The 23809-nt window shown below is 68.8% G+C and carries 30 protein-coding genes; 7 read left to right on the forward strand and 23 right to left on the reverse strand.

Features of this window, described 5'->3' with window-relative positions; genetic code table 11:
- On the reverse strand, positions 1-288 hold the full coding sequence (locus H074_RS01700) for a hypothetical protein (RefSeq protein ID WP_007028281.1): 288 nt from the start codon (positions 286-288) through the stop codon (positions 1-3).
- Positions 289-314: 26 nt separating this feature from the next.
- The gene (locus H074_RS01705; protein ID WP_007028282.1) at positions 315-1067 is read right to left on the reverse strand and encodes an AraC family transcriptional regulator; all 753 of its coding nucleotides are present in this window, start codon (positions 1065-1067) and stop codon (positions 315-317) included.
- A 51-nt stretch (positions 1068-1118) separates the two neighbouring features.
- On the opposite strand from H074_RS01705, the gene H074_RS01710 reads away from it, so the two are divergent.
- Complete coding sequence (locus H074_RS01710; protein ID WP_007028283.1) at positions 1119-1694, forward strand: class I SAM-dependent methyltransferase; 576 nt, start codon at positions 1119-1121, stop codon at positions 1692-1694.
- 4 nt (positions 1695-1698) lie between these two features.
- Here H074_RS01710 and H074_RS01715 read toward each other — a convergent pair whose 3' ends face one another.
- Positions 1699-2823 carry an alkaline phosphatase family protein gene (locus H074_RS01715; RefSeq protein ID WP_007028284.1) on the reverse strand — a complete coding sequence of 375 codons (1125 nt, stop codon included), beginning with the start codon at positions 2821-2823 and terminating at the stop codon, positions 1699-1701.
- Between the two features lie 51 nt (positions 2824-2874).
- Here H074_RS01715 and H074_RS01720 point away from each other — a divergent pair, with 51 nt between their 5' ends.
- Both H074_RS01720 and H074_RS01725 read left to right on the forward strand, forming a co-directional pair.
- Complete coding sequence (locus tag H074_RS01720; RefSeq protein ID WP_039921263.1) at positions 2875-3090, forward strand: FmdB family zinc ribbon protein; 216 nt, start codon at positions 2875-2877, stop codon at positions 3088-3090.
- 98 nt (positions 3091-3188) lie between these two features.
- Entirely contained in the window at positions 3189-4109 is a 921-nt protein-coding gene (locus H074_RS01725; RefSeq protein WP_007028286.1) for a mechanosensitive ion channel family protein, read from the forward strand.
- A gap of 34 nt (positions 4110-4143) precedes the next feature.
- Here H074_RS01725 and H074_RS01730 read toward each other — a convergent pair whose 3' ends face one another.
- Together H074_RS01730 and H074_RS01735 are read right to left on the reverse strand one after the other, a co-directional pair.
- Positions 4144-4527 (reverse strand): DUF6401 family natural product biosynthesis protein, encoded by a 384-nt coding sequence (locus H074_RS01730; protein WP_007028287.1) that lies wholly within the window; start codon positions 4525-4527, stop codon positions 4144-4146.
- A gap of 60 nt (positions 4528-4587) precedes the next feature.
- Positions 4588-5706: a trans-sulfuration enzyme family protein gene (locus tag H074_RS01735; protein ID WP_007028288.1), complete on the reverse strand. Its 1119-nt coding sequence runs from the start codon at positions 5704-5706 to the stop codon at positions 4588-4590.
- Between the two features lie 58 nt (positions 5707-5764).
- Here H074_RS01735 and H074_RS01740 point away from each other — a divergent pair, with 58 nt between their 5' ends.
- Positions 5765-6238 carry an Lrp/AsnC family transcriptional regulator gene (locus tag H074_RS01740; RefSeq protein WP_007028289.1) on the forward strand — a complete coding sequence of 158 codons (474 nt, stop codon included), beginning with the start codon at positions 5765-5767 and terminating at the stop codon, positions 6236-6238.
- Here H074_RS01740 and H074_RS01745 read toward each other — a convergent pair whose 3' ends face one another.
- The 9 genes from H074_RS01745 to H074_RS01785 form a co-directional block, all read right to left on the reverse strand.
- A complete protein-coding gene (locus H074_RS01745) occupies positions 6239-7072 on the reverse strand; it encodes a YwqG family protein (RefSeq protein ID WP_007028290.1) in 834 nt (277 codons plus the stop codon). It abuts the gene before it with no gap.
- A gap of 10 nt (positions 7073-7082) precedes the next feature.
- Positions 7083-7448: a hypothetical protein gene (locus H074_RS01750; RefSeq protein ID WP_007028291.1), complete on the reverse strand. Its 366-nt coding sequence runs from the start codon at positions 7446-7448 to the stop codon at positions 7083-7085.
- A gap of 18 nt (positions 7449-7466) precedes the next feature.
- The gene (locus tag H074_RS01755; RefSeq protein WP_007028292.1) at positions 7467-9242 is read right to left on the reverse strand and encodes a 3-hydroxyacyl-CoA dehydrogenase family protein; all 1776 of its coding nucleotides are present in this window, start codon (positions 9240-9242) and stop codon (positions 7467-7469) included.
- Between the two features lie 191 nt (positions 9243-9433).
- The gene (gene dhaM, locus H074_RS01760) at positions 9434-10108 is read right to left on the reverse strand and encodes a dihydroxyacetone kinase phosphoryl donor subunit DhaM (protein ID WP_007028293.1); all 675 of its coding nucleotides are present in this window, start codon (positions 10106-10108) and stop codon (positions 9434-9436) included.
- Positions 10105-10728, reverse strand: a complete 624-nt coding sequence (dhaL, locus tag H074_RS01765; RefSeq protein WP_007028294.1) for a dihydroxyacetone kinase subunit DhaL — start codon at positions 10726-10728, stop codon at positions 10105-10107. The genes dhaM and dhaL overlap by 4 nt, the downstream gene beginning before the upstream one ends.
- Positions 10728-11729: a dihydroxyacetone kinase subunit DhaK gene (gene dhaK, locus H074_RS01770; RefSeq protein WP_007028295.1), complete on the reverse strand. Its 1002-nt coding sequence runs from the start codon at positions 11727-11729 to the stop codon at positions 10728-10730. The genes dhaL and dhaK overlap by 1 nt, the downstream gene beginning before the upstream one ends.
- Before the next feature lie 69 nt (positions 11730-11798).
- On the reverse strand, positions 11799-12803 hold the full coding sequence (locus tag H074_RS01775; RefSeq protein WP_235096635.1) for a DUF3558 domain-containing protein: 1005 nt from the start codon (positions 12801-12803) through the stop codon (positions 11799-11801).
- Positions 12804-12850: 47 nt separating this feature from the next.
- Entirely contained in the window at positions 12851-13114 is a 264-nt protein-coding gene (locus tag H074_RS01780; RefSeq protein ID WP_007028297.1) for a hypothetical protein, read from the reverse strand.
- Positions 13115-13124: 10 nt separating this feature from the next.
- Complete coding sequence (locus H074_RS01785) at positions 13125-14822, reverse strand: sodium:solute symporter family protein (protein ID WP_039921264.1); 1698 nt, start codon at positions 14820-14822, stop codon at positions 13125-13127.
- 206 nt (positions 14823-15028) lie between these two features.
- On the opposite strand from H074_RS01785, the gene H074_RS01790 reads away from it, so the two are divergent.
- Positions 15029-15721 (forward strand): hypothetical protein, encoded by a 693-nt coding sequence (locus tag H074_RS01790; protein WP_007028299.1) that lies wholly within the window; start codon positions 15029-15031, stop codon positions 15719-15721.
- A 66-nt stretch (positions 15722-15787) separates the two neighbouring features.
- On the opposite strand, the gene H074_RS01795 is transcribed toward H074_RS01790, so the two are convergent.
- The 3 genes from H074_RS01795 to nucS form a co-directional block, all read right to left on the reverse strand.
- Entirely contained in the window at positions 15788-16564 is a 777-nt protein-coding gene (locus tag H074_RS01795) for a hypothetical protein (protein WP_007028300.1), read from the reverse strand.
- 45 nt (positions 16565-16609) lie between these two features.
- Positions 16610-16834, reverse strand: a complete 225-nt coding sequence (locus H074_RS01800; RefSeq protein ID WP_235096636.1) for a hypothetical protein — start codon at positions 16832-16834, stop codon at positions 16610-16612.
- Positions 16835-17040: 206 nt separating this feature from the next.
- A complete protein-coding gene (nucS, locus tag H074_RS01805) occupies positions 17041-17700 on the reverse strand; it encodes an endonuclease NucS (protein WP_007028302.1) in 660 nt (219 codons plus the stop codon).
- A gap of 37 nt (positions 17701-17737) precedes the next feature.
- On the opposite strand from nucS, the gene H074_RS01810 reads away from it, so the two are divergent.
- Positions 17738-18280, forward strand: coding sequence for an NUDIX domain-containing protein (locus tag H074_RS01810; protein WP_007028303.1), 543 nt, complete (start codon positions 17738-17740; stop codon positions 18278-18280).
- A 10-nt stretch (positions 18281-18290) separates the two neighbouring features.
- Here the strand turns inward: H074_RS01810 and H074_RS01815 are convergent, their stop codons facing one another.
- Positions 18291-19064 carry an enoyl-CoA hydratase-related protein gene (locus H074_RS01815; protein WP_007028304.1) on the reverse strand — a complete coding sequence of 258 codons (774 nt, stop codon included), beginning with the start codon at positions 19062-19064 and terminating at the stop codon, positions 18291-18293.
- The gene (locus H074_RS01820) at positions 19037-20023 is read right to left on the reverse strand and encodes a GlxA family transcriptional regulator (RefSeq protein WP_039921214.1); all 987 of its coding nucleotides are present in this window, start codon (positions 20021-20023) and stop codon (positions 19037-19039) included. Before H074_RS01820 ends, H074_RS01815 begins: the two co-directional genes overlap by 28 nt.
- 72 nt (positions 20024-20095) lie before the next feature.
- Here H074_RS01820 and H074_RS01825 point away from each other — a divergent pair, with 72 nt between their 5' ends.
- The gene (locus H074_RS01825) at positions 20096-20656 is read left to right on the forward strand and encodes a cysteine hydrolase family protein (protein ID WP_007028306.1); all 561 of its coding nucleotides are present in this window, start codon (positions 20096-20098) and stop codon (positions 20654-20656) included.
- Between the two features lie 80 nt (positions 20657-20736).
- Here H074_RS01825 and ehuA read toward each other — a convergent pair whose 3' ends face one another.
- From ehuA to ehuB, 4 genes are read right to left on the reverse strand one after another with little or no spacing between them, the layout of a single operon-like run.
- Entirely contained in the window at positions 20737-21501 is a 765-nt protein-coding gene (gene ehuA / locus H074_RS01830) for an ectoine/hydroxyectoine ABC transporter ATP-binding protein EhuA (protein WP_007028307.1), read from the reverse strand.
- Between the two features lie 7 nt (positions 21502-21508).
- Positions 21509-22165, reverse strand: a complete 657-nt coding sequence (gene ehuD, locus H074_RS01835) for an ectoine/hydroxyectoine ABC transporter permease subunit EhuD (protein WP_007028308.1) — start codon at positions 22163-22165, stop codon at positions 21509-21511.
- Positions 22165-22860 carry an ectoine/hydroxyectoine ABC transporter permease subunit EhuC gene (gene ehuC / locus H074_RS01840; protein WP_007028309.1) on the reverse strand — a complete coding sequence of 232 codons (696 nt, stop codon included), beginning with the start codon at positions 22858-22860 and terminating at the stop codon, positions 22165-22167. Before ehuC ends, ehuD begins: the two co-directional genes overlap by 1 nt.
- Before the next feature lie 12 nt (positions 22861-22872).
- Positions 22873-23766 carry an ectoine/hydroxyectoine ABC transporter substrate-binding protein EhuB gene (gene ehuB / locus H074_RS01845; RefSeq protein ID WP_007028310.1) on the reverse strand — a complete coding sequence of 298 codons (894 nt, stop codon included), beginning with the start codon at positions 23764-23766 and terminating at the stop codon, positions 22873-22875.
- Positions 23767-23809: the final 43 nt, after the last annotated feature.

Raw genomic sequence — 23809 nt, forward strand, 5'->3', positions numbered from 1 at the left:
TCACCAGCGGCCCGGACGGCGCCGGGACCGCGCGCCCCAGCACGCCTTGTGCCAATGGCGGCGGTCGGCGACCCCGCCGGTGCCGTCGGCGGGCCAGGCGACCAGATGCGGGGTCCCCGGCCGGATCTCGTGGTCGCAACCGGGGCAGCGGTAGTCCTTGGTGGCCTGCGCTCCGGGCACGGTGCGCACCAGCCACTCGCCGTCGGCGGCCGATTCGGAGCTCGCCCATCCGGTCGACGCGCCGAGGTCGGGGCGTCGACCGCGATCGGGCCGGTTACGTCGAGGCACCCCGGAACCGTAACCGGAGGTCTGGTTCAGCCGTCGAAGTAGGCGCCCGGCGTCACACCGACCGCCTTCCGGAAGGCGACGACGAACGCGCTCGGCGAGGAGTAGCCGATCCGGCGCGAGACCGCGCTCAGCGGCATGCCCTCGGCCAGCAGCGGCAGCGACGCGCGCAACCGGGCCTGCACCCGCCACGCGCCGAACGTCGTCCGGCATTCGGTGAGGAACAGCCGCGCGAGCGTGCGTTCGCTCGCGCCCGCGTCGCGTGCGAAGTCCGCGAGTGATCGCCGGTCCGCCGGATCGGCGATCACCGCCCGCGCTACCGTCAGCGCGCGCTCGTCGGACGGCATCGGCACGTTGATCGGCACCACGTCGACCGGTTCGAGCAGGTCGAAGGCGACGGCTTCGGCCCGGAGACGCGCGCCCTCTTCGAAGTCGGCCGAGCCGAGGTGTTCCAAGAGCTCACGCAGCAGCGGCCGGACGGCCACGAGCGTCGGCACCGGCCAGCGGACCGGGCACTGGCCCTGAGCCGCGTAGATCCTCCGCAACACGGTCTGCGCGGTGGCGCCGGTGCGGTGGAGGACACCGGCCGGGATCCACAGCGCCCTCGTCGGCGGCAGCACCCAGTTCCGCTCGCCGATGTTCACGCTCAGGATCCCCCGCGCCGCCCAGGCGAGCTGGTGACAGTCGTGCTCGTGCCAGGGCAACCAGTAACCCGAAGGCAGGTCCAGCCCGCCGAGGACCATCACGGTCGGCATCGGCGACGGGAGTCCGATTCTCGACATCACTTGGCAGCCTATCGCCTGTCCGTCACCGTTAGCTTCGGATTCATGCCGATGAACCTGGTGCACCGCAAATGCTGCAGTTCCGCGCTTTGGGCGAAGGCCGTGGCCGCCGAGATGCCGGGCAACGTCGCGGGCTTCGACCTCGGCGACTCCGTGCTGGAGATCGGGCCCGGCTTCGGCGCCACCACCCGGGCGCTCGTGGGACTCGTCCCCCGGCTCACCGCCATCGAGATCGACGAGACGTCGGCGGACCTCCTCGAGCGGGAGTTCGACGGCCGAGTGCGGATCGTCCAGGGCGACGGAGCGGCGATGCCCTTCGAGGACGGCGAGTTCTCGGCGGTCGTCTGCTTCACGATGCTGCACCACGTGCCGACGACGGCGCTTCAGGACGCGATCTTCGCCGAGGCGTTCCGGGTGCTCCGTCCCGGCGGTGTCCTGCGCGCCATCGACGGCCTGGAGAGCCTGCCGTTCCGGCTCCTCCACATCGGCGACACGATGAACGCGCTCGACCCGGTTTCGATCTGGCCCCGGCTGACCGACGCCGGGTTCACCGACATCAAGGTCGACCACATCCCGAAGCGCTCCGTGCGGTTCTCGGCCCGGAAGCCCGCGCAGAAACGCAAGTAGGTGACTAATTGCGGGCGAGGACCAAGGGGACGAGTTGTTCGGCCGGGGTCAGCGAGCCGTGCTGACCGACCAACGAGGATTCGACGGCCTCCGCCAGTTCCCGCACGAGCCCGAAACGTCCCTTCGACGCCACGACCACGTCTCCGATACGCGGGCGGACCCGGTCGGAGACCGGCCCGAACCAGCCCGCATCGACGGCCTCGTCGCGCGAGAGGATCCACGCCCGGTCGCCGATCACCTCACGCCAGGCCGCCAGGACGTCGGCCTCCGCACCCGGCTCGCTGTAGACGTGCCGTGCCCGGACCTCGCCCCCGATGGCCCGGACGCCGCCGAGCAGCGCGGGTGTGTCGTCGATGTCGAGCGCGCCCTCGACGGTCACCATGCCGTGATCGGCCACGACCGCGAGGAGCGCACCGGCGGGCAGACCCTCCACAATGGACTCGATCAGCCTGTCGACTTGCCGCAGCTGCATCCGCCACGGCGCCGAACCCGGTCCGTAGACGTGGCCCAGCATGTCGAGTTCGCTGTGGTAGCCCCAGCAGAACGCGGGCCGCGTTCCGAGGCAGTGCAGGACGCAGGCGGCCAGGTCGCCGAGCGCGTGAACGCCCACATAGCGCGCACCGGACTGCGTCGCGCGGGTGAGCGCGGTGTCGGCGAACTTCGCCGAAGACACCACGCTGGTCGTGATCCCGGCGGCGGCCGCGCGTTCGAACGTCGTCGGCAGCGGCTGCACCTCGCGCGGCGGCAGGGCGCCGCGGAGATCGCCGCCGTCCACATGACTGCTCCAGCGCAGCGCGTTCAGGACGCCGGCGCCCGGCACCTCGAAGCTGTAGCCGACCAGGCCGTGCTCCCCCGACGCCAGCCCCGTGCCGATCGCGCCGAGACCGGCCGCCGTCGTCGCCGGGAAACCGACCCGCAGCGGCGACTTCGCCAGCTGGGTGAGCACGGGCGCGTCGACGGCGTGCTCGGCCAGCAGTTCCCAGCCGAGACCGTCGATGAGCAGGACGCAGGCGCTCGACGTCTCCGCCAGGCTCAGCGAATTGGCGAACTCGGCGGCGCCGAGGGCGGAAAGCACGGACGGGACGACTTGGCCGAGGTGCGGCACACGCGCGGCGACAGGCAGTTCCACCCGGCCAGCTTGCCATCCCGGAGGCCGGAAGGAGATGGGATAATGCCGGACATGCCGACTTACGCCTACCGCTGCCGCGAATGCGCCGGAACCTTCGAACTGCTGCGGCCGATGAGCGAGTCCGGTGCGCCCGCGCCGTGCCCTGAGGGCCACCAGGACACCGTCAAGCTCCTGACGACCGTCGCGCTGACCGGGTCGTCTTCCGGTCCTGCGCCCGTCCCCGCGGGTGGGGGCGGCGGCTGCTGCGGCGGAGGCTGCTGCAGTTGACCCACCCGTTCGGGTGGCGCGACGTGTGATCGCCCGAATGGCGGGTATCCCCTTCCCACCAGCCTGGAAGCCCCGGTCGTGGGAAGGGAGAAAGTCCAGTGGCCACATCAGCACTGGCGGCCGTCGACTTCGGTCAAGGCGTGTCAAGCGCCTGGAGTTCGGTCGCCACCTTCGTCCCGAAACTGCTCGCGTTCCTGGTCATCCTGTTCATCGGCTGGCTGATCGCGAAGGCGATCGCCAAGGCCGTGAGCATGGTGCTCGAGAAGGTCGGGTTCAACCGGCTCCTCGAACGCGGGGGCTTCAAGCAGATGCTCGCGCGCAGCCAGTTCGACGCGTCGAACATCATCAGCAAGATCGTCTATTACGCGATCCTGCTGATCGCCCTGCAGTTCGCGTTCGGCGTGTTCGGCCCGAACCCGGTGAGCTCGCTGCTCAACGAGATCGTCGCCTGGCTGCCGCGCGCCATCGTCGCGATCGTCATCGTGGTGATCGCCGGCGCGATCGCCAAGGCGGTCAAGGACCTGGTCGGCAACGCCCTCGGCGGTGTCTCGTACGGCAAGGTGCTCGCGACCATCGCTTCGGTGTTCATCTGGGGCCTCGGCGCGATCGCCGCGCTGAACCAGATCGGCGTGGCCACCGCGGTCACGCTGCCGGTGCTGATCACCGTGCTCGCCACGGTCGGCGGCATCGCCGTCGTCGGTGTCGGCGGTGGTCTCATCAAGCCGATGCAGCAGCGCTGGGAGACCTGGCTCGGACGGGCCGAGGCGGAGATCCCCGCCGCGAAGGCGCAGGCCGAGGCCTACCAGCGCGGTCGTGAGGACGCCGGGCGCTCGGGTGACGTGCCGACCGAGCGGACGCCCGTCGGCCAGCAGGTGCCCGCGGGGCACCACGCGGCCGACCCGAACATGGCCGGCCGGACCCAGCAGTTCCCGCCCAGCCAGGGCAAGGTGCCGCCGCATCAGGATCCCGGCCAGCGGCCCCCCGGTGGAAACATGCCCCCTCCGCCGGAGTACCGCTGACCTGCCACGGGAGCGGGTGGGGCGTCCGGCCGCCCTACCCGTTCCCGGTCGGCTGGGTACGACGGTCGTCCATCGTGGCGGCCAGCGAACACACGCCGACCAGCCGCGCGGTCAGCCAGTCGCTGGTGGTCCATGCGGACAGATCAGCCGGAGCGCGGAACGTCCACCCCTTGGCCTTCGCCTCGTCGAGCAGCCCCCGCGTGTATCCGGCGAGGAGGACGACCCCCGCGACGGCCGCCGAGCCTTCGACCCCCACCGCGAGGATGTCCCGCACCGCGGCGGAGTGCTGATCGAAGACGGCCGACAACCCGGGCACGGCCGCCGCCGCGGCGAGCCCGGCGACACCGATCTGCTGGTGCAGCCGGGAGAGCGTGCTACGAGCCGAAGATTCCACCCAGGACGAGACCAGATCTTTCACCCGACCAGGTTAGCCAGGCCGGACGATTTGTCGACATCCCGGTGATCACGATCGCAGAACTCAGCAAGCCTTGAGTGCCTGATCCAGGTCGTGCCACAGGTCCTCGACGTCCTCCAGTCCCACCGACATGCGGATGAGCCGGTCGGTGACCCCCGCGCCGCGCCGGTCGTCCTCGTCGACGATCCGGTGGCTGATCGAGGCGGGATGCTGGATGAGCGAGTCCACACTGCCGAGACTGACGGCCGGGGTGATCAAGCGGACCGCGCCGATGAGCGCGTGCGGATCGCCGTCGACCTCGAACGCGATCAGCGGGCCGCCGACGGCCGGGTAGTGCACGGCGCTCACGTTCGCGTGAACGCGAAGCCGCTCGACGAGTTCAGCGGCCGTCGCGGACGCGGCGTTGACGCGCAGCGGAAGGGTCGAAAGCCCGCGAAGCAGCATGTACCCGGCAAGCGGGTGCAGCACTCCTCCGGTGGCGAAGCGGATCTGCCGCAACATCCCGGCGTCTTCGGCGCCGCAAGCGACCACGCCGCCCATGACGTCGCCGTGGCCGCCGAGGAACTTGGTCGCGCTGTGCAGGACGAACCGGGCGCCGTGGCGTCCCGGCCGCTGGAGCACGGGGGTGGCGAAGGTGTTGTCGACCAGCACCGGGACCTCACCCGCGGCGCGCACGATCTCGGCGATGTCGACCTCGCGCAGGGTCGGGTTCGCCGGTGTTTCGAGCAGCACCAGCCCGGTGTCGGGCCGCAGCGCCGAGGCGACGCCTTCCGGATCGGCCCAGGTCACCTCGGTGCCGAGCAGACCCGACGTGAGCATGTGATCGGTGCAGCCGTAGACCGGCCGGACGGCGACGACATGCCGCTTGCCCTGCGCGACGGCGGCGAGCAGGGAGGCCGATACCGCCGCCATGCCGGTGGCGAACGCGACGGCGTCTTCGAACCCTTCGAGTTCGGCCAGCGCCTTCTCGAACCGTTCGACGGTCGGATTGCTCAGCCGCCCGTAGACCGGGAGCCCGGACAGCGAGCCCGTGGCGGCGAACTCGTCGATGCGGCCCGCCTCCTCGACGCTGTCCCGCGACGGGTAGGTCGTGGACAGGTCGAGCGGAGCGGCGTGGACGCCGAGGTCCGTGAGATCGTCACGGCCGGCGTGGACGGCTCGGGTGCGCAGCGTTGCGGTCATACCGAGATGGTGCGATTTTCTCCGGGTCGATCGCAATATCCTCGGATATCATTCGCAGATGTCGGATTCCGTCGAACTGAGCACGGTTGATCTTCGTATTCTGCGGCTCCTGCAGAACGACGCCCGGATCTCGAACAAGGATCTGGCCGCCGAGGTCGGCATCGCGCCCTCGACCTGTCTCGACCGCGTCAACCGGCTGCGCGAACTCGGGGTGATCACCGGCCAGCGCGCCGAGGTGGACGCCGCCAAACTCGGCCGCCCGCTCGAAGCGCTCCTGTTCGTCCAGGTGCGCCCGCACCGGCGGGCGCTCGTCGACTCGTTCGTCGAGCATCTGCTGGCCCTGCCCGAGGTCCGCGCCGTCTACCACCTGACCGGCCCGGACGACTTCCTCGCGCACGTCGCCACCGCGTCGGCGACCGAGCTGCAACGGCTGGTGCTCGACGAATTGACCGCCCGCGACGAGGTCGCCCGGGTGCACACGAACCTGGTCTTCCAGCACTGGAGCGGGGGACCTTTGCTCCCGCCCGGCTGATCAGTCGATGCGGACCTTGAACGGATGCCGGGTGTCGGCAGGGCAGGTGAAGATGTTCAGCACCCCCTGGCGGCGGAACGACCAGCCGGCCGGCCCGCTCTCGGGAACCTCGCATCCGCAGCCGACCTCGTGTTCCTCCGTGGCCAGCGCGATCGCCTGCCGCAGTTCGGCGCCACACTCCCGGCAGCCCAGATCGGCACGATCGGTCGCGGACCAGGCCGTCCAGCCGCCGATCTTCGAGTACTGCGCGAGCTCCGGCCAGCCCTCCGGGTCTTCGCTCGCGCCTTCGGGGATGCCGAGCGCGGCGCGGGTCTCCGGTGGGAAGTCGCAGAGCCGGGGCAGTTCGTCGATCGAGCACGGTTCGAAAACGCAGGGTTCCGGCAGGTAAGCGGCTTCGGCGTCCTCGGGAGCGGGCGGCGGGTCCGCGATGTCCCCCACCTCACCGGAATCGCGCCACACCACCCGGACCGCGGGCCCGTGGTGATGCGGACTTTCGTGCTCCAGTGGGCAGAACAGGATCTGCAGGACGTCGGCGCCCTCCGGGAAGGGCAACTCCGGGAAGTCGTCGCGGAAGAACTGCGCCGCGCCGATCATCACCGGGACCGGGCCGTCGAGCGGATGCCCGCCCCGCCACGCGTCGTCGGACGCGTCCGGGTCGGGCGGCCAGGTCACCGGGCACTCCGGCCACGGCTCGTCCGACGGCCAGAGCAGCGGGCCGCCGAAGTGGCTTTCGTCCGGACGGGGCACTCCCGGCGCGGGGTGCAGCCGGATGGCCGTCCGGACCAGGTCGTTCAGACCGGGGATGGGCACCCCGTCGTAAGTGAGCTGACGCACTCCCGGGAGCTTAGAGGTCCGGCAGCGGATCTTCAGGTTTTGCCACGTCCCGCATGATCTCCGCGTCGGCGGCGTGCACGACCGGGATGTACTCGTCGTCGATCTCGTAGTCGACGCCGTTGAACTTGAACCACGGGACGGTCGACGTGTCGACCGGTCCGATCCGATGGTTTCGCGGCGTCACCGAGACGACGCGTTTCGGCGACTTCCGGCTCAGATACCCGGTCGTCAGGATCGTGATCGTCTTGCGGGTCACCGCGAAGAACACACCGGGATTGGTACTGCCGAAGACGTCGGCCGGGAACGCGTAGTGGATCTCGTCGTCCGGATCGAGGAACTCCCTGATCCGCTTCCTGACCCCCGAGGAAACCGGCATGTCCTCCAGAATACCGATTCAGCGGGCCGAGTAGTCCTTGAATCCCTTCCCCGTCTTCCGGCCGAGCCGTCCGGCGGTCACGAGGTGCTCCAGCAGCGGCGCGGGCGCGAAGCCCTCTTCCCGGAACTCGTTGTACAGGGTCCGCTGGATCGCCAGCGAAACGTCCAGCCCGACGACGTCGAGCAGTTCGAACGGGCCCATCGGCAGTCCGCAGCCCACCTTCATCGCGGTGTCGATGTCGTCGGCCTCCGCGTAGTGCGCCTCGAGCATCTTCACCGCGTCGTTCAGGTACGGGAACAGCAGCGCGTTGACGATGAACCCGGCACGGTCACCACAGTGCACGGGGTGCTTGCCGACCGCCGCGCAGACGGCGTCGACGGTCGCGATCACGTCGGGCGCGGTGGCGATGGTCGAGACGATCTCGACGAGTTTCATCACCGGCGCCGGGTTGAAGAAGTGCACGCCGACCACGTCCGAAGGCCGCGAGCTGGCGGCCGCGCATTCGATGACCGGCAGCGAGGACGTGGTCGTCGCCAGGACCGCGCCCGGCTTCACGACGTCGTCGAGCGCGGCGAAAACGGCCTGCTTGACGGCCAGGTCTTCGGCCACCGCCTCGACGACGAGGTCGACGTCGGCCAGTTCGTCGAACTCCACCGCCGGCGAGATCCGGCCGAGCGCGGCGGCGGCATCCTCTTCGGACAGCTTGCCCTTGACGACGGCCTTGTCCAGCGACTTCTTCACCCGCGCGACCGACGCCGCGGCCTTCTCCGCGCTCCGTGCCCGAAGGATGACCTCGTAGCCGCGTTTCGCGAACACCTCGACGATGCCTGTCGCCATGGTCCCGGTCCCGACGACGCCGACCTTGCGCACTTCGCGCGGCGCCACGGTGTCCACTGTGGACGCCGAGACGGCGTCGGTCACCGTCGGCGAATCGGGCTCGTCGTAGGTGTAGAAACCCCTGCCCGTCTTCCGGCCGAGCAGCCCGGCGGTGATCATCTGCTTCAGCAGTGGCGCCGGGGCGTGCAGCCGGTTTCGCGACTGGTGGTACATCGTGTCGAGGATCTCGTAGGCGGTGTCCAGCCCGATGAGGTCGAGCAAAGCCAAGGGCCCCATGGGATATCCGCAGCCGAACCGCATCGCCGCGTCGAGATCCTCACGCGTGGCGTAGCGCTGCTCGTACATCCGCACGGCGTGGTTGAGGTACCCGAAGAGCAGAGCGTTGGCGATGAACCCGGCGCGGTCGCCGATCACCACCGGGATCTTGCCGAGGCGCTCGGCGAAAGCGACGACGTCGGTGATCACGCCGGGTTCGGTGACGACGGTGCGCACGACTTCGACCAGCTTGAGGATCGGCGCCGGGTTGAAGAAGTGCATCCCGACGACCTTGCCCGGCCGCGCGGTGTGCACGCCGATCTCGGTGATCGACAGCGAGGAGGTGTTCGAGACGAAGATCGTGTCCGGGCCGGTGATCTTGTCCAGCTGCGCGAACACGTCGGATTTCGCGTCGAGGTTCTCCGGGATCGCCTCGATCACCAGGTCCACATCGGACAGTTCGGCCAGCGACGTGGTGTACCGGATCCGGTCCAGGAGCGCGCTCCGGCCGCCGGCGTCGAGTTTGCCGCCGAACACCGCCCGTTCGGTCGAATGCTGCAGGTGACCCCGGCCGCGGTGGACGCCGTCGTCGTCGATCTCCACCGCGACCACGGACACGCCGCTCCGCGCGAGCACCTCGGCGATCCCGGCGCCCATGGTGCCGAGACCGATGACTCCCACACTCGAGATTTCCCGCGCCACAACCGGCCTCCGGAGGTTACTCGCTGGTAGTTTCTCCGAATCGTGCCATGCCGGGGCGCGGAAAGCAGCGGCTGTCACCCTCCGAATCGAGTAAGTGTCACTCGCGGACGAGAGCCGAAGGGGACTTTCCCCGCGTGCGATGCAGGGAGAGCGCCCTTCACCGCGTGAGCCGAGGGGAAAGTTCCTTCGGCTCACTCACCGAAGTTCTGGTCGACGAGGTCCTTGACCTTGGTGAGCGCTTCTTCGGCCTGCGCACCCTTCGCGCGGACCTCGATCCGATCGCCCTGACGCGCGCCGAGCGCCATCAGCGCGAGCACGCTGTTGGCGTCCGCGGTCTCGTCACCGAGCCGCACGGTGACCTCCGCGTCCAGCCCCGCGATGCTCCGGACCAGGACCGCGGCGGGCCGCGCGTGCAACCCGACGTCGTTCCGCAGCGTGAGTTCGACACTGCTCTCGCCGTCCTGCGCACCTTCGTCGAACGTCAGGTCCGGCGGTGCGCCCGCCGAGGCGGCCGCTTCGGCGACGGCCTTGCGATCCGCCCCGCCCTGCGCCGCGACGGCGGCCGCGATCGCGCCTTCGACCAGCGGCGCGTCCACGACGACCGCGGCCGACGGGTCGGCGAGCGATTCGACGGCCAGTTCCGCGGTCATCTGCGCGCTGCCCAGGTCGTACAGCAGGACGACGCCCGCTCCCGAATCGGCGCGCTGCGTCGCGGCGACGACCTCGTCGTAATCCGTTCCGATCCCGCCGCCGGCCAGCCCGCCCGCCGCCGCGATGGTGACGTCCGGCGCCATCTGCGCGGCGAGTTCCGCGAGCCCTTCGGCGAGTTTGGCGCTGTGGGAGACGAGCACGATTCCGACGCTCACTTGGCGGCCTCCGCGAACGCGCGCAGCAGCAGCGCCGTCGAACGGGCGCCGGGATCCATATGCCCCTTGGCGCGCTCGCCGAGGTACGACGCCCGGCCCTTGCGCGGCACGAGGTCCACAGTGGACTCGGCGCCCTTGTCCGCGGCGTCCGCCGCCGCGGACAGGATCGCCGCGATGCCGGAGCCGGAGGCTTCCTCGGCGGCGGAGACGGCGGGGATCAGGGCGTCGACCATGGTCGCGTCTCCCCCGACGGCCTTGCCACGCGCCTGCACTCCTTCGAGGGCCGCGCGCAGGGCCTCGACGAGCAGCGGGCCGTCCACTTCGGCGGCGTCGCCCAGTTTGCCCGAGGCGCGCAGGAAAGCCGTGCCGTACAACGGGCCCGCCGCGCCGCCGACCTTCGAGATCAACGTCGTGGCGGCGAGCTTCACGACCGCGGCGGGGGTTTCGGGGATGGCGGTGTCCAAAGCGGACACGATGGCGGTGAACCCCCGGTCCATGTTCTCGCCGTGGTCGGCGTCGCCGATCGCGCGGTCGAGTTCGATCAGTTCGGCGCGATGTCCGGCGATCACCGCGGCCGCCGCCCGCAAGGCGGCGGCGAGCGTCTCGGCGGTGCAGGCCATCAAACTCCCCACCTCAAGGCCGGGGTGTTCACCGGCGCGTCCCACAACTCGGTCAGCTCGTCGTCCAGTTTCAGCAACGTCAGGCTCATCCCCTGCATCTCGAGGCTGGTGATGTACGGCCCCACCAGCCGCCGTTCGACCACGATCCCACGCTCGGCCAGCAGCCGCTCGGCGATCCCGTGGGCCAGGTACAGCTCGACCAGCGGGGTCCCGCCCATCGAGTTCGTGAACAGCAGGACCTTGTCGCCCTCGGCGAAGGGCAGGTCCGTGACCACCGCTTCGACCATGCGCGCGACGAGTTCGTCGGCCGTCATCACCGCGGTCCGCTCGATACCCGGTTCGCCGTGGATGCCGATGCCGAACTCGATCTCGTCGTCGGCGAGGTCGAAACTCGGCTCGCCCGCGTGCGGCACGGTCGGCGCGGTGAGCGCGACGCCGATCGACCGGACCTGCCCGATCACCTTGCGTGCCAAGGCTTCCACCGCGTCGAGCGCGTCGCCTCGTTCGGCGGCGGCACCGGCGATCTTCTCCAGCAGTACGGTGCCGCCGACACCGCGACGGCCGGCTGTGTAGGTGGAGTCCTTGACCGCGACGTCGTCGTCGATGACCACGCTGCGCACGTCCAGCCCTTCGGCGGCGGCGAGTTCCGCGGCGGTCTCGAAGTTGAGCACGTCGCCGGTGTAGTTCTTCACGATCAGCAACGCGCCCGCGTCCCCGGCGGTGGCCTTGACCGCGGCTTCCACGGCGTCCGGCGTCGGCGAGGTGAACACCGCGCCCGGGACGGCGGCGGCGAGCATGCCCTGCCCGACGAAGCCACCGTGCAGCGGTTCGTGGCCGGAGCCGCCGCCGGAGATCACCGCGACCTTGCCCGCCAGTGGCGCGTCCGCGCGCACCACGATCGCCGGGTCGTCCTCCACGCGCAGGACATCCGCGTGCGCCGCGGCGAGTCCGCGCAAGGATTCCGCGACCACCGTCTTCGGGTCGTTGATGATCTTCTTCAAGGGTGGCCTCCGGCACGTCGGCGGGTGGGGTGTCCCCTTCCTACCTCGCCCGGCCGGATGCCGCCAGCGTCAGGGCTTCGGCAGCTTGGAGATCACCGATTTGGCGATCTTGGCCGCCTTCCCGCACGACGCCGCTTCATCCTTCTTCTCGTCGTAGTTCTTGTAGATCACGCCGGCGATCTCGACACCGTCGTCGGCCCACGGCTTGTGCTGCCACTCGATCTTGCATTCGGCGTCGTTGCCGCTGCCGACCTTCTGATAGGCCGTGACACCGTCGATGTCGATCTTCTTGGTCCCGTCGCGTTCCTCGGGCGGCAGGCCGTGGCGGAAGCCGATGGAGATCCGCGGGTTGGAGCCCGGGGTCCAGTCGCAGGAGTGGAACGTGGTCAACGTGGTCGCCCCGTGCGGCACGACCTCGGTGAGCACGGCGGTGTCCGCGGCGGTGCACGGGTCGACGGCGGTCAGCGTGCCCGCGGTGGCGGGGAACTTCGCCGGCGACGCGTGCAGGCTCTTCACGGCCTTGGCCGCGACCGCGCGACCGGTCGCGCAGGGGTCTCCACCGTCATAGGTGACCGAGAAGCTCACTCCACGCTCGGGCTTGCGCAGCGTCATGATGCCGACTTCGCAGCTCTTGCCGTCCTTGCTCTTCCGCTCGATCTGCGGCAGCCCCTCGACCGCCGAAATGGTCACGCCACTGGTCGAGACGTACGTCGACGCGCCGATTTCGACACTGACCGTGAACTTCTTGCCACCGGCGTCGGTGGCCTTCCCGGTGCAGGTGCCGAACGAGGTGAGCGACGGCCGCGGGTCGTTCTCCGGCGTGCCGAGGCCGCTCAGCACGTCCTTGCCCACCAGCGGGCACGGGTCGATCGTGCGCATCACCGCGGGGGTGACCGCCGGGTCGTTGATGTCCCCGTCGGGCACCGAGCCGGCACCGGAGCCGGCTTCGGCGGCGACGGTGGTACGGGCGAAATTGGACTTGCCGAGGTTCTGACCGCAGGCCGACAGCACGCCGAGTGCGGCGACCAGGGCCAGCACGGACGCGATCCGGCGACGTCGAGCGTTGAGCAGCACGACGTGCACGGTAGCCGGAGCTCCTCGCCGCTGTCCGGACAACCCGGCTATTCGCCGCCCTCGCCGTCGGCGCTCGGTGGCACCACGATGGGCCGCAGCTTCGCCCACAGCACGAACAACGCCGAGAACACCAGCATGCCGATGCCCGCCCACAGGTTGATGTTGACGTCGGCGGCCTTGGCCAGCTCCTTCTCGGAGGTGAAGCCGATGCCCATGATCGTGAGCACCAGCCCGTAACCGCCGATGAGCAGGGCGATGATCAGCCGGATGTCGAAGACGCCGGCCTTCTTGGGAGCTTGCGAAGCAGCCATCTCCGGCCTCCTAGAAGATGATGTTGAGCACGATGGTCAGGATCAGCACGATGCCCGCGAGCAGGCCCGGCTTGCGGTACCAGCCCGCGTCGTCGCCGGTCTCGTCGTGCTTCAGCGACTCCTTCGGGGTGAGGGAGTAGACGAGGCCGACCAGCTGGGCCTCCGGCTTCGGCGCGGTGGCGAGCGAGACCCCGACGCTGACCGCGATGTCGACGACGAACGCGGTACCGGCGGCCACGAAGCTGATGCCCTGCCCGGTGAGCCCGAGGACCCCGGCCTGCGACAGCAGCCACACGGTGATCGCGGAGGCGGTACCGGACACCAGGCCGACCCAGCCGGCCGTCGGCGTCATCCGCTTCCAGAACATGCCGAGGATGAAGGTGGCGAACAGCGGCGCGTTGAAGAAGGAGAACAGGTCCTGCAGGTAGGTCAGGATGTTCCCGGAGTTCGACGCGATGAACGCGGTACCGATCGCGAGCACCGTGCCGATCGCGGTGACCAGGCGGCCGAGCCGGAGGTAGTAGCCGTCCGACTCGTTCTTCTTCACGTACGACTGCCAGATGTCGTAGGTGAACACGGTGTTGAACGAGCTCAGGTTCGCGGCCATCCCGGCCATGAACGAGGCGAGCAGACCGGCGAGCGCGACCCCGAGCATGCCGTTCGGCAGCAGGTCGCGCATCAGCAGCAGGATCGCGTTGTTCGCGGTCACGCCGCTGGGCGCGTCGCCGCCGTCGAGCAGGACCTGCTTGTCCTGGACGTACTCGGAGACGGTGACCGCGGCGATCATGCCGGGGATGATCACGATGAACGGGATCAGCATCTTCGGAAAGGCGCCGATGATCGGTGTCCGCCGCGCGGCCGACATGCTCTTCGACGCCATCGCGCGCTGGACCTCGACGAAGTTCGTGGTCCAGTAACCGAACGACAGCACGAAACCCAGACCGAAGACGAGACCGAGGATCGACAGGAAGCTGTTGCCGAAGCCGGTGAGGTTGTCACCCGGCCACGAATGCAGCTGCGCGTCGCCGCCGGGGCTCGCGGTGACCTTGTCGACCAGGCCCTGCCAGCCGCCGACCTTCACCAGGCCGACGATGGTCAGCGGCAGCAGCGCCGCGACGATCACGAAGAACTGCAGGACCTCGTTGTAGATCGCGGCGGAGAGGCCGCCGAGGGCCGTGTAGGAGAGCACGACCGCCGCCGCGACGATGATCGACACCCACAGCGGCCAGCCGAGCAGGAGGTTCACCACGCTGGCTAGCAGGAACAGGTTCGCGCCCGCGATCAGGATCTGCGCGCTCGCGAAGCTGATGCCGTTGACCAGGTGGGCGGGTTTGCCGAACCGGCGGAGCATGAACTCCGGGACGCTGCGGACCTTCGAGCCGTAGTAGAACGGCATCATCACGATGCCGAGGAACAGCATCGCCGGGATCGCGCCGATCCAGAAGTAATGGACCGTCGGCAGGCCGTAGAGCACGCCGTTGGCCGACATGCCCATGATCTCGACCGCGCCGAGGTTCGCCGAGATGAAGGCGAGACCGGTGACCCAGGCGGGCAGCGAGCGGCCGGAGAGGAAGAAGTCGAGGCTGCTCGAGACCGACCTTCGCGCCATGTACCCGATGCCGAGCACCAGCGCGAAATAGAACGCGAGCAGGACGTAGTCGATCGGACTTGCGTCGAGCCGCAGATTCGCATCGGCCAGCACGTGCAACCGACCCACCTCCATAGTGAAAATGTCCACGAGAAACGCCGGTATCGCGTCAATCGCGGACCATACTGCATGGATTCAGGAACGGCAGTGCGGGCGGGCCACGACCGCCCCGAAGTGTCTGTTTCGGTGCGATTCTTGACAATTCTTGTCCGGTTACCGGCAGAACTGCCGTCCCATTGCCGCATCACGTCCGGTTGGCTGCTTCGATGGACTGGACCCTTGTCGAGCGCGCGTCCTGGATCGCGGGCATCGTCAGCGCGTTGCTGGCGGTCATCGCGGCTTGGATGGCGTACCGGGCCACCAAGAGGACGACGCGCGATCTCGCGCTGCTCATCTCCGCGGCCACGGACAAACCCGAAGTGCTGGAGCGAGTGGAAGCCGCCGCACGGGAGCGGGTCGAGACCATCAGGCGGCGTGTGCGCGACGTACTGGCCGCGACGGCGACGGCGACGGCGTTCCTCGCCGCATCCAGCCTGATCGCGCTGCTGCTGGCCGCCATTCCGGATCACGTGCCAACCACGGTCGCGGGTGGCGACGTCCCCCGGACGGTCCAGGAGTGCGCGAACGCGGGTGAAGTGTCGTTATGCACGCCGATGCACATATACGAACTGGCTCCCGGCGGGAAGGTGGAGACCCGGTTCACGGGGGGCCACCGGCCGGCGGAACGAGGTACGGGCGCCCTTTCCGTCGAACTGCCCGATTGCGAGGCGGAGGTGCGGTGGCACGTCTCGGTCGGCGGCGCGGTGGCCGCCGAGGCCGTGTCCCGCGACATCCTGGTGCGGGTCGAGTTTCCGGTGGCGAGCGACCAGGAGTACACGTTCACGGCGGAACGTCCCGCCGACTCGGGCTGCCCCAAGACCGAGGTGCGCGTGCGGACCGGGATCACGTTCGACCGTTAGGACAGTGGGAGAAGGGCCGCTCCGGCTGTTCGCCGGGAACGGCCCTTTCCCGCGACCGGCGGGGGTTTACCGGTCCGTGGGCAGGCCCACTTCGCCGTCCTCCTCGATCAACCGGGCGAGGACGTCGTCCGGCATGTACGTGCGGTGCGGGTAGCCCTGTCCCCACGAGTTGAGGAACGGCACGGCGCCGAGTTCGTCGGCACGCGGATTGCCGAGGACCTCGTGCACCTCGTCGACCGTCTTCGCCCAGCGATAGGCTCGGATGCCGTTCTTGACGTCGGGCGTGTAGGCGGCCCGCTTGACGTGGTCGTCGTCGGCGTAGGCCTCCGACCACGGGACGTGCCCCAGTTCGAGCAGGACCTCGGCCGCCGCGCGGACGGACGTCCCGTTGTTGTCACCGGGGTTCGTCTCGTCCCATTCGTCACGCAGCTTCGACTGGTCCCACAGCCACCGCGCGGCGTAGAGGTCGCCGTTGAACATCGTCATGCAGCGCGACCAGCCGAAACCGACGCAGGCGCCTTCCTTGCCCTGGTCGTAGAAGGCGTACTGGGTGTCACCGTCGGTCGATTCACCGGGTTCGAGACAGACGCAGTGCCCGCCGCGGATCCTGGTGAGCGATTTCGCGCCGCCCTTCGCGACGAAGAACTCGCCGGACTTCTCGTCCTTCTCCGGTACGTCGAATTCCTTGTACCAGTTGACGCCGATGACGACCGGCGACCGGGTGGGCCGGTCCTCGGTGGCCAGCGCGGTCAGCGGATAGCGCTCGACGTGGTGCCAGTCGTCCGGGACGAACCGGCCGAGGCGGCCGTCCGCCGGGTCACTGCCGATCGGGCGATAACGCATGGGGATCCTCCTGTCCCTCGTCCCACCGGAATACCGCCGGCGAGTTCACTGCGGCACGATCTTTTCCGGAAACCGCTGTGCGGCCTCACGCCCGCTTTCGAAGAGGCGCTTCTTCTCCTCTTCACCGAGCCCGAAGCCGCCGGCGGAAACCCCGGTCGTGTCGACGTACACCGTCCGCCGGTTCACACCTTCCTCGCGCAACCGGTAACGATTCCAGTCCGGCAGCAGGGTTTCGAGCGAACCGATGGCGATCCGCAACGCGCTCTTCACCGGTTCGTCCCTGCCGCACACGGGTTCCCCGGAAAGCTTCCGCCTTCCAGTACCGGATCGACGTGCTTCCGAGAATCAGCCATGGCACATCACCTCTGCACCCGCGACCGCCGTATGTCGGCGGCACCCCTCGCGGAAATCGAGTCACGTCTCGTGAGTGGTAAGGACGGTTCTAACCGTCCTTACCACTCACGAGGCCGGAAGGCTCAGAAGAGGCGGAACTCGTCCGACTCGATGCCGCGCAGCGCGTCGTAGTCCAGCGTGAGGCACCGGATCCCCCGGTCCTCGGCCAGCACCCGCGCCTGCGGCTTGATGACCTGCGCCGCGAAGACGCCTTGCACCGGCGCCAGCAGCGGGTCGCGGTTCAGCAGTTCGAGGTACCGCGTCAACTGCTCGACGCCGTCGATCTCGCCGCGTCGCTTGATCTCGACGGCGACACTCGCACCGTCGGCGTCGCGGGCCATGATGTCGACCGGCCCGATCGCGGTCGGGAATTCCCGCCGCACCAGGGTGTAGCCCTCGCCGAGGGTCTTGATGTGCTCGGCGAGCAGTTCCTGCAGATGCGCCTCGACGCCGTCCTTCCGCAGTCCCGGTTCCGCCCCGAGTTCCTGGGCGTGGTCCTGGAAGATCTCGTCGATCGTGATGACGAGCTTCTCACCCTGCTTGTTCTCGACGATCCACAGCTTGCCGTCCTCGATCAGCCAGCACGGCGGGCTCATCCAGTTCAGCGGCTTGTAGGCGCGGTCGTCGGAGTGCACGGACACCGAGCCGTCGGCCTTCACGAGCAGCAGCCGGGTGGCCATCGGCAGATGGGCGGTCAGACGGCCGGCGTAGTCGACCTGGCAGCGAGCGATCACAAGGCGCACCCCGCGAGGGTAGGACAAGCATGGCGATACTGTGCGCATGGACCCCGTTCAGCGTGTCAGCTCGCGTGAGGTGTACCGGAACAACTGGATGACCGTGCGCGAGGACTCCGTCCGGCGGCTCGATGGTTCCGAAGGGATCTACGCGGTCGTCGACAAACCCACCTGCGCCGTCGTGATCCCCTTCGACGGAGCCAGGCTTCACCTGGTCGAGCAGTTCCGCTACCCGCTCGGGATGCGGCGCTGGGAATTCCCCATGGGTACCGCGCCCGAACTGGCCGACGTGCCGCCGCTCGAACTCGCCGCCCGTGAACTGCAGGAGGAGACCGGGCTGATCGCGGGCTCGATGACCGACCTCGGCGTGACCGACGTCGCGGCCGGGATGTCGAGCCAGCGCGGGCGCGTGTTCCTGGCCACCGATCTCACGCAGAGCGAAGCCCAGCGCGAGGTCGAGGAGCAGGACATGCGGACGACGTGGTTCGACCTCGACGAGTTCGAGAAGATGATCGCCTCGGGTGACATCACCGACGCGCAGACGCTGGCCGCCTACACGCTTCTGCTCATGCGCGAACGAGTGTCGTGAAAGCAGCCGCTCAGTCGGGCCACACCGGGGAACGCTTCTCCAGGAAGGCCGCCATCCCCTCACGCGCCCCGGGCAGCCGCGACGCCGAAGCCATCACCTCCAGCGCCAGCGCGTAGGCGTCGGCCTCGGGCCGGTCCAGCTGCGCGTAAAGGGTCTGCTTGCCCATCGCCTTGCTCGCCCGACTTCCCCGTGTCGCGCGCCCCAGCAGTGAAGCGACGGCCTCGTCCAGCGAGTCGTCCGGGACCACGCGGTTCACCAGGCCCCAGTCCAATGCGGTCGCGGCGTCGACGACGTCGCCGGTGAGCGCCAGTTCCATCAGGCGTTTCCGTCCGATCGCGCGGGCCACCGGCACCGCGGGCGTGTGGCAGAACCAGCCGCCTTTGCCACCGGGCAGGGCGAACCCGGCGGACTCCGCGGCGACGGCGAGGTCGCATGAGGCCACCAGCTGGCAGCCCGCCGCGGTCGCGAGCCCGTGCACCCGCGCGATGACGATCTGCGGAACGGACTGCATCGTGCCCATCAGGTCCGTGCACAGCCGCAGCAGTTCGCGCACGCCCATCAGGTCGCGCGCGGCGACGTCGCCGAAGTCGTGTCCCGCCGAGAACACCGGTCCGGCGCCCGCCAGGACGATCCCGGCGGCGTCGGTGTCCCCGGCCTCGCGGAACGCCGCGAGCAGCTCGGCGAGGTGGTCCGCCGACAGCGAGTTCCGCCGTGCGGCGCGGTTCATGGTGATCGTGACGGTGTCGCCGTCCCGCTTCACGAGGATGTGCTCGTACTCGGCCATGCTTCGACGGTAACCGACCGGAACGTCCGGCGATACGAATCGGGCCCGACACCGACGTCGGCCCGGAGCCGTCGCCGCAGGTTGGCGGCGGTGCCGAGCCCGGAACGCCGCGCCACCCGCTCGACCGGGAGCTCGGTGGTCTCCAGCAGCCGCCGCGCGAGCCGCACCCGCTGCGCGCGCAGCCATCGCCCCGGCGTCACACCGGTGGCCGCCGCGAATTCACGGTGGAAGGTCCGCTCGCTCAGTCCGGCGTGATCGACGAGGTCGTCGACGCCGATGTCGTCGGCGATGCGCTCCAGCGCCCAGTCCATTGTGGACGAAACACTCGGCCGCGACGGTTTGGGCGGCAACGGGTTGTCGACATACTGCCGCTGACCGCCTTCCCGCGCGGGCGGCATCACCAGCCGCCGGGCGAGGGCGGCCGCGACCTCGGCGCCGTGATCGCGTCGCACCAGGTGCAGGCAGAGATCCAGCCCGCCGACCACCCCGGCGGACGTCAGGACGTCACCCTCGTCGGTGAACAGGACGTCCCGCTGGACGACGGCGTCGCGAGCGGCGGTTTCGAGGTCGTCCAGCAGCCGCCAGTGCGTGGTGACGGATCTGCCGTCGAGCAGTCCGGCCGCGGCGAGGGTGAAGGCCCCGGAACACAGCGACGCCACGGTGATCCCGGCCCGGTGCGCCTTGCGCAGCGCGGCGACGGCGGCCGCGGGCACCTCGGCGTGCGGATCGACCCTGCCGGGCACGAGGACGAGGTCGCAGCCCGCCAGCCCGCTCAGCCCATGGGTCGCCTTTACCTGGCCGAACGGGTGGATGGCGACCCGGCCGCGGCCGGACGCGCAGAGCCGGACTTCGAAGGGGCCGATGCCGCTGTCGGTCCGGTCGACGCCCCAGACCTCACCGATCACGCCCAGGTCGAAGGACCGGTTGCCCGGCAGGAGGAGCACACCCACGGTTCGCATGGCAGAAAAGTACCGCATCGCGCGTCTTCTGCCACTCCCTCCGCGACCGCGAGAAGAACGAAACTCGAAGCCATGACCACTGAAAACAAGGCCTTGCTCGTGATCGACGTCCAGCGCGGCTTCGACAAGCCCGTCTGGGGCCCTCGCAACAACCCCGGCGCGGAGGCCAACATCAAGGCGCTCGTCGACGCCTACCAGGAGCGCGGGCTGCCGATCGTGCTGGTGCACCACGACTCCGTGAAGCCCGGCTCGTCGCTGCGGCCCGGGCAGGAGGGCAACCACTTCAAGCCCGAACTCGACGGTGTGCGCGCGGATCTGGTGTTCGGCAAGAAGGTCAACTCGGCCTTCCACGGCGACATCGACCTCGACGGCTGGCTGAAGACGCGCGGCATCACCTCGTTCGTGCTCGCCGGCATCCAGACGAACTTCTGCTGCGAGACCACCGCGCGTGTCGGCGGGAATCTCGGCTACGACGTGACCTTCGCGCTCGACGCCACCTTCACCTTCGACCTCGCCGGGCCGGACGGCAGCGTCTTGACCGCGGACGAGCTCTACAAAGCGACCGCGACGAACCTGCACGGGGGCGGTTTCGCCACGGTCACTTCGACGAAGGAGATCCTCGAGACCCTTTGAGACCTCCTGGTGGCGGGCCTCGTGAGTGGTAAGGACGGTTCTAACCGTCCTTACCACTCACGAGGCCCTGTACCGACGCCTCACGCCCGGTCGATGACCGCCTTGAGGAACCGCCGCGTCCGGTCGTGCTCCGGATCGTTGAACAGTTTCCCGGGCGTGGCGTCCTCCAGCACCTGTCCCTGGTCGAACATCATCACCCGGTCCGAGACGTCCCGCGCGAACTGCATTTCGTGCGTGACACAGAGGATCGTGATGTCGGTGGACGTCGCGATCTCGCGCAGCACGCGCAGGACGTCGGCGACCAGTTCCGGGTCGAGCGCCGAAGTCACCTCGTCCAGCAGCAGCACGTCCGGCCGCATCGCGAGCGCGCGGGCGATCGCGACGCGCTGCTGCTGGCCGCCGGAAAGCCGGGTGGGGTGCGCGTCCTTCTTGTCCGAGAGCCCCACCATTTCCAGCAGTTCGACCGCCCGCGCCTCGGCCTCGTCCCGGGAGACGCCGAGCGAGTGGATGGGCGCTTCGGTGATGTTGCGCAGCACGTTCATGTTGGGGAACAGGTTGAACTGCTGGAACACCATGCCGATCCGCTTGCGCGCTTCCCGCAGGTACTTCTCGTCCGCGGGCACCAGTTTTTCGCCGCGCTTCATATGACTCAGGTAGTCACCGCCGACCTCGATGGTGCCGCCGTCGACCTTCTCCAGTGTCATCAGCAACCGCAGGATCGTCGTCTTCCCGGACCCGCTCGGCCCGATCAGCGAGACGAATTCCCCTGGCGCGACGGTGAAATCGAGATCCCGCAGCACGACGTGGTCCCCGTAGGACTTGACCACCCGCGAGAACCGGATCATGGGGGAATCAACTGTGGGCGGCACGTCGCTCCAACCTTCTCACCAGAATCGAAGCCGGCAGGCTCACCAGCAGGAACAGCACCCCGGCCAGGGTGTACGGCTCGATGACGCGGAACGTGTCGGCGCCGACCTCCTTCGCCCTGGCCAGGACGTCGACGACGCCGATCGCCAGCAGCAACGGGGTTTCCTTGAACATCGAGATCGTGTAGTTGCCGAGCGCGGGCAGCACCCGCGGCACCGCTTGCGGCAGGACCACCGCGGTCCACACCCGCGACCTCGGCAGGTTCAGCGCGGTCGCGGCCTCCCACTGTCCTTTCGGGACGGCTTCGATCCCGGCACGGTAGACCTCGGCGGCATAGGTCGCGTAGTGCACGCCGAGCGCCACCACACCGGTGACGAACGGTGACATCGTGAACCCCGTCAACGGGGGCACGACGTAGAAGATCGCGAACACCTGGATCAGCAGCGGCGTACTGCGGACGAACTCGATGAACAGCCGGACCGCCTGGGACAGCACAGGAATCCCGGTCCGGCGGATCAGCGCGAACACCAGGCCGAGCACATACCCGACCACCGAGGCGAGGAGGGTGATCTCGACGGTGACGAGAAGCCCTTCCAGCAACAGGGGAATCGAATCGAAGGCCGCTTCCCAGCTCCAGTCCATCACACACCTCCCGCGGTGACCGACATCTTGACCGGGGCCCGGCCGAGGCGCCGCGCGGCGAACCGTTCCAGCAGCCGCATCCCACTCGTGATCAGCAACGCGAGCAGGAGATAGAGCACGAGTTCGGTGCCGTAGATCCAGCCGAGTTCGGCGCCGAACACCGGCCGCAGCAGTTCACCTTGGCGCGCCATCTCGGGGACGGCGATGAACGACAGCAGGGCGGTGCTCTTCAGCAACTGGATGAAGAGATTGTTGAACGGTGGCAGCATTTCCGCGAAAGCCTGCGGCAGGATCACCCGCCGCATCCGCTGAGCGGGTGTCAGGTTGAGCGCGACGGCGCCTTCGAACTGTGCGCGAGGAACCGAGTTCACCGCGCCGCGGACGATTTCCGCGCCGTAGGCCCCGTGGTTGAGCCCCAGCACCAGGATCCCGGCGAACATCGGCACCAGCTGGAAGCCGACCAGCACCGGAAGCACGAAGTACAGCCAGAACAACTGGACGACCTCCGAGGTGCCGCGGAAGATCTCGACGTAGACACGGGAAGTCCCCCGCACCACCCGGGACGGTGATCTCAGCGCCAGTCCGGCGGCCAGGGAGAGCACCACGGTGAGCGCGATCCCGCCGAGCGCGGCGGTCAAGGTCGCGCCCAGTCCACTGAGGACGGTCGTGATGATGTGCGATACCGACGACGACATGGGTCAGCCTCGCTACACCGCGCAGAGTTTCTCGGTGGTGACGTCGGCCTTCGGCAGGTTGTCCGCCGAAAAGCCGAACGGTGTCACGATCTTGGTCCATTCACCGCTGTCGTGCAGCTTCTTGAGTTCGGCGTTGAACGCCTCGCGCAGGGGGTTGTCGTCCTTGCGGAAGACGAAGGCGCCGGCGGACACGACCGGCTGCCCGTTCTTGATCGGGTCGAAACCCGGGGTCACTTCCGCCGCGGCGCCCGGGCTCTTCGCCAGGACGTCCTTGAGGGAGATGTCGGTGAGCGCGGCGCAGTAGACCCGGCCGTCGGTGACCGCGCGGAGCATGTTGTCCTGCGAATCGAGGGTGACGATCTGATCCTCGGCGACGCCGGAGTCGGTGGCGTACCCCTTTTCCACGGCCGCTGAGAGCACGGCGACCTTGACCTTCTTGGCCGCGATGTCCTCGAACTTCAGCACCTGCTGTGGATTTCCCTTGGGTACCAGCAAAGCGGTCAGTGCCGAGTAGTCGGGGATCGAGAACGCCGCCGCGTCGCACCGTTCTTTCTTGATGTTCATCCCGGCCGCGACGATGTCGTACTTCCTGGCGTTGAGCGCGGGGATCAACTGGTCGAAGGAGACCGCTTCGGCTTCCACGTCGTCGATGCCCATCGCCTTGAAGACGGCGCGGGCGACTTCGGGCGCCTCGCCGGTGACCTTGCCGCTCTGGTCCGTGAAGCCGTACGGCGCTTCGTTCGCGATTCCGATCTTGATCTTCTTCGCTTCCTTGGCCGCCTGCAACGCGTCCCCGGAAGAGGTCGACGTGCACGCGGACAACAGCACCGGGCCGCCGATCGTCACCGCCCCCAGAACAGCTGACCGCCGGAAGAACTCCCGCCTCGACCACTCGCCGTGCACCATAGCGGCACCTCTTTTCGATTAATCGGTTTAATCGAAACGTAGG

Source organism: Amycolatopsis decaplanina DSM 44594, from assembly GCF_000342005.1.
GTDB classification, from domain to species: Bacteria; Actinomycetota; Actinomycetes; order Mycobacteriales; family Pseudonocardiaceae; genus Amycolatopsis; species Amycolatopsis decaplanina.

What these genes read in the sequence shown, in the direction of transcription:
- H074_RS01705 (WP_007028282.1), bottom strand. Translation starts at nt 1,067, where the DNA reads ATGTCGAGAATCGGACTCCCGTCGCCGATGCCGACCGTGATGGTCCTC.
- H074_RS01710 (WP_007028283.1), top strand. Translation starts at nt 1,119, where the DNA reads ATGAACCTGGTGCACCGCAAATGCTGCAGTTCCGCGCTTTGGGCGAAG.
- H074_RS01720 (WP_039921263.1), top strand. Translation starts at nt 2,875, where the DNA reads ATGCCGACTTACGCCTACCGCTGCCGCGAATGCGCCGGAACCTTCGAA.
- H074_RS01735 (WP_007028288.1), bottom strand. Translation starts at nt 5,706, where the DNA reads ATGACCGCAACGCTGCGCACCCGAGCCGTCCACGCCGGCCGTGACGAT.
- H074_RS01740 (WP_007028289.1), top strand. Translation starts at nt 5,765, where the DNA reads ATGTCGGATTCCGTCGAACTGAGCACGGTTGATCTTCGTATTCTGCGG.
- H074_RS01750 (WP_007028291.1), bottom strand. Translation starts at nt 7,448, where the DNA reads ATGCCGGTTTCCTCGGGGGTCAGGAAGCGGATCAGGGAGTTCCTCGAT.
- dhaL (WP_007028294.1), bottom strand. Translation starts at nt 10,728, where the DNA reads ATGGCCTGCACCGCCGAGACGCTCGCCGCCGCCTTGCGGGCGGCGGCC.
- H074_RS01780 (WP_007028297.1), bottom strand. Translation starts at nt 13,114, where the DNA reads ATGGCTGCTTCGCAAGCTCCCAAGAAGGCCGGCGTCTTCGACATCCGG.
- H074_RS01790 (WP_007028299.1), top strand. Translation starts at nt 15,029, where the DNA reads ATGGACTGGACCCTTGTCGAGCGCGCGTCCTGGATCGCGGGCATCGTC.
- H074_RS01795 (WP_007028300.1), bottom strand. Translation starts at nt 16,564, where the DNA reads ATGCGTTATCGCCCGATCGGCAGTGACCCGGCGGACGGCCGCCTCGGC.
- H074_RS01810 (WP_007028303.1), top strand. Translation starts at nt 17,738, where the DNA reads ATGGACCCCGTTCAGCGTGTCAGCTCGCGTGAGGTGTACCGGAACAAC.
- H074_RS01815 (WP_007028304.1), bottom strand. Translation starts at nt 19,064, where the DNA reads ATGGCCGAGTACGAGCACATCCTCGTGAAGCGGGACGGCGACACCGTC.
- H074_RS01820 (WP_039921214.1), bottom strand. Translation starts at nt 20,023, where the DNA reads ATGCGAACCGTGGGTGTGCTCCTCCTGCCGGGCAACCGGTCCTTCGAC.
- H074_RS01825 (WP_007028306.1), top strand. Translation starts at nt 20,096, where the DNA reads ATGACCACTGAAAACAAGGCCTTGCTCGTGATCGACGTCCAGCGCGGC.
- ehuA (WP_007028307.1), bottom strand. Translation starts at nt 21,501, where the DNA reads ATGATCCGGTTCTCGCGGGTGGTCAAGTCCTACGGGGACCACGTCGTG.
- ehuD (WP_007028308.1), bottom strand. Translation starts at nt 22,165, where the DNA reads ATGGACTGGAGCTGGGAAGCGGCCTTCGATTCGATTCCCCTGTTGCTG.
- ehuC (WP_007028309.1), bottom strand. Translation starts at nt 22,860, where the DNA reads ATGTCGTCGTCGGTATCGCACATCATCACGACCGTCCTCAGTGGACTG.
- ehuB (WP_007028310.1), bottom strand. Translation starts at nt 23,766, where the DNA reads ATGGTGCACGGCGAGTGGTCGAGGCGGGAGTTCTTCCGGCGGTCAGCT.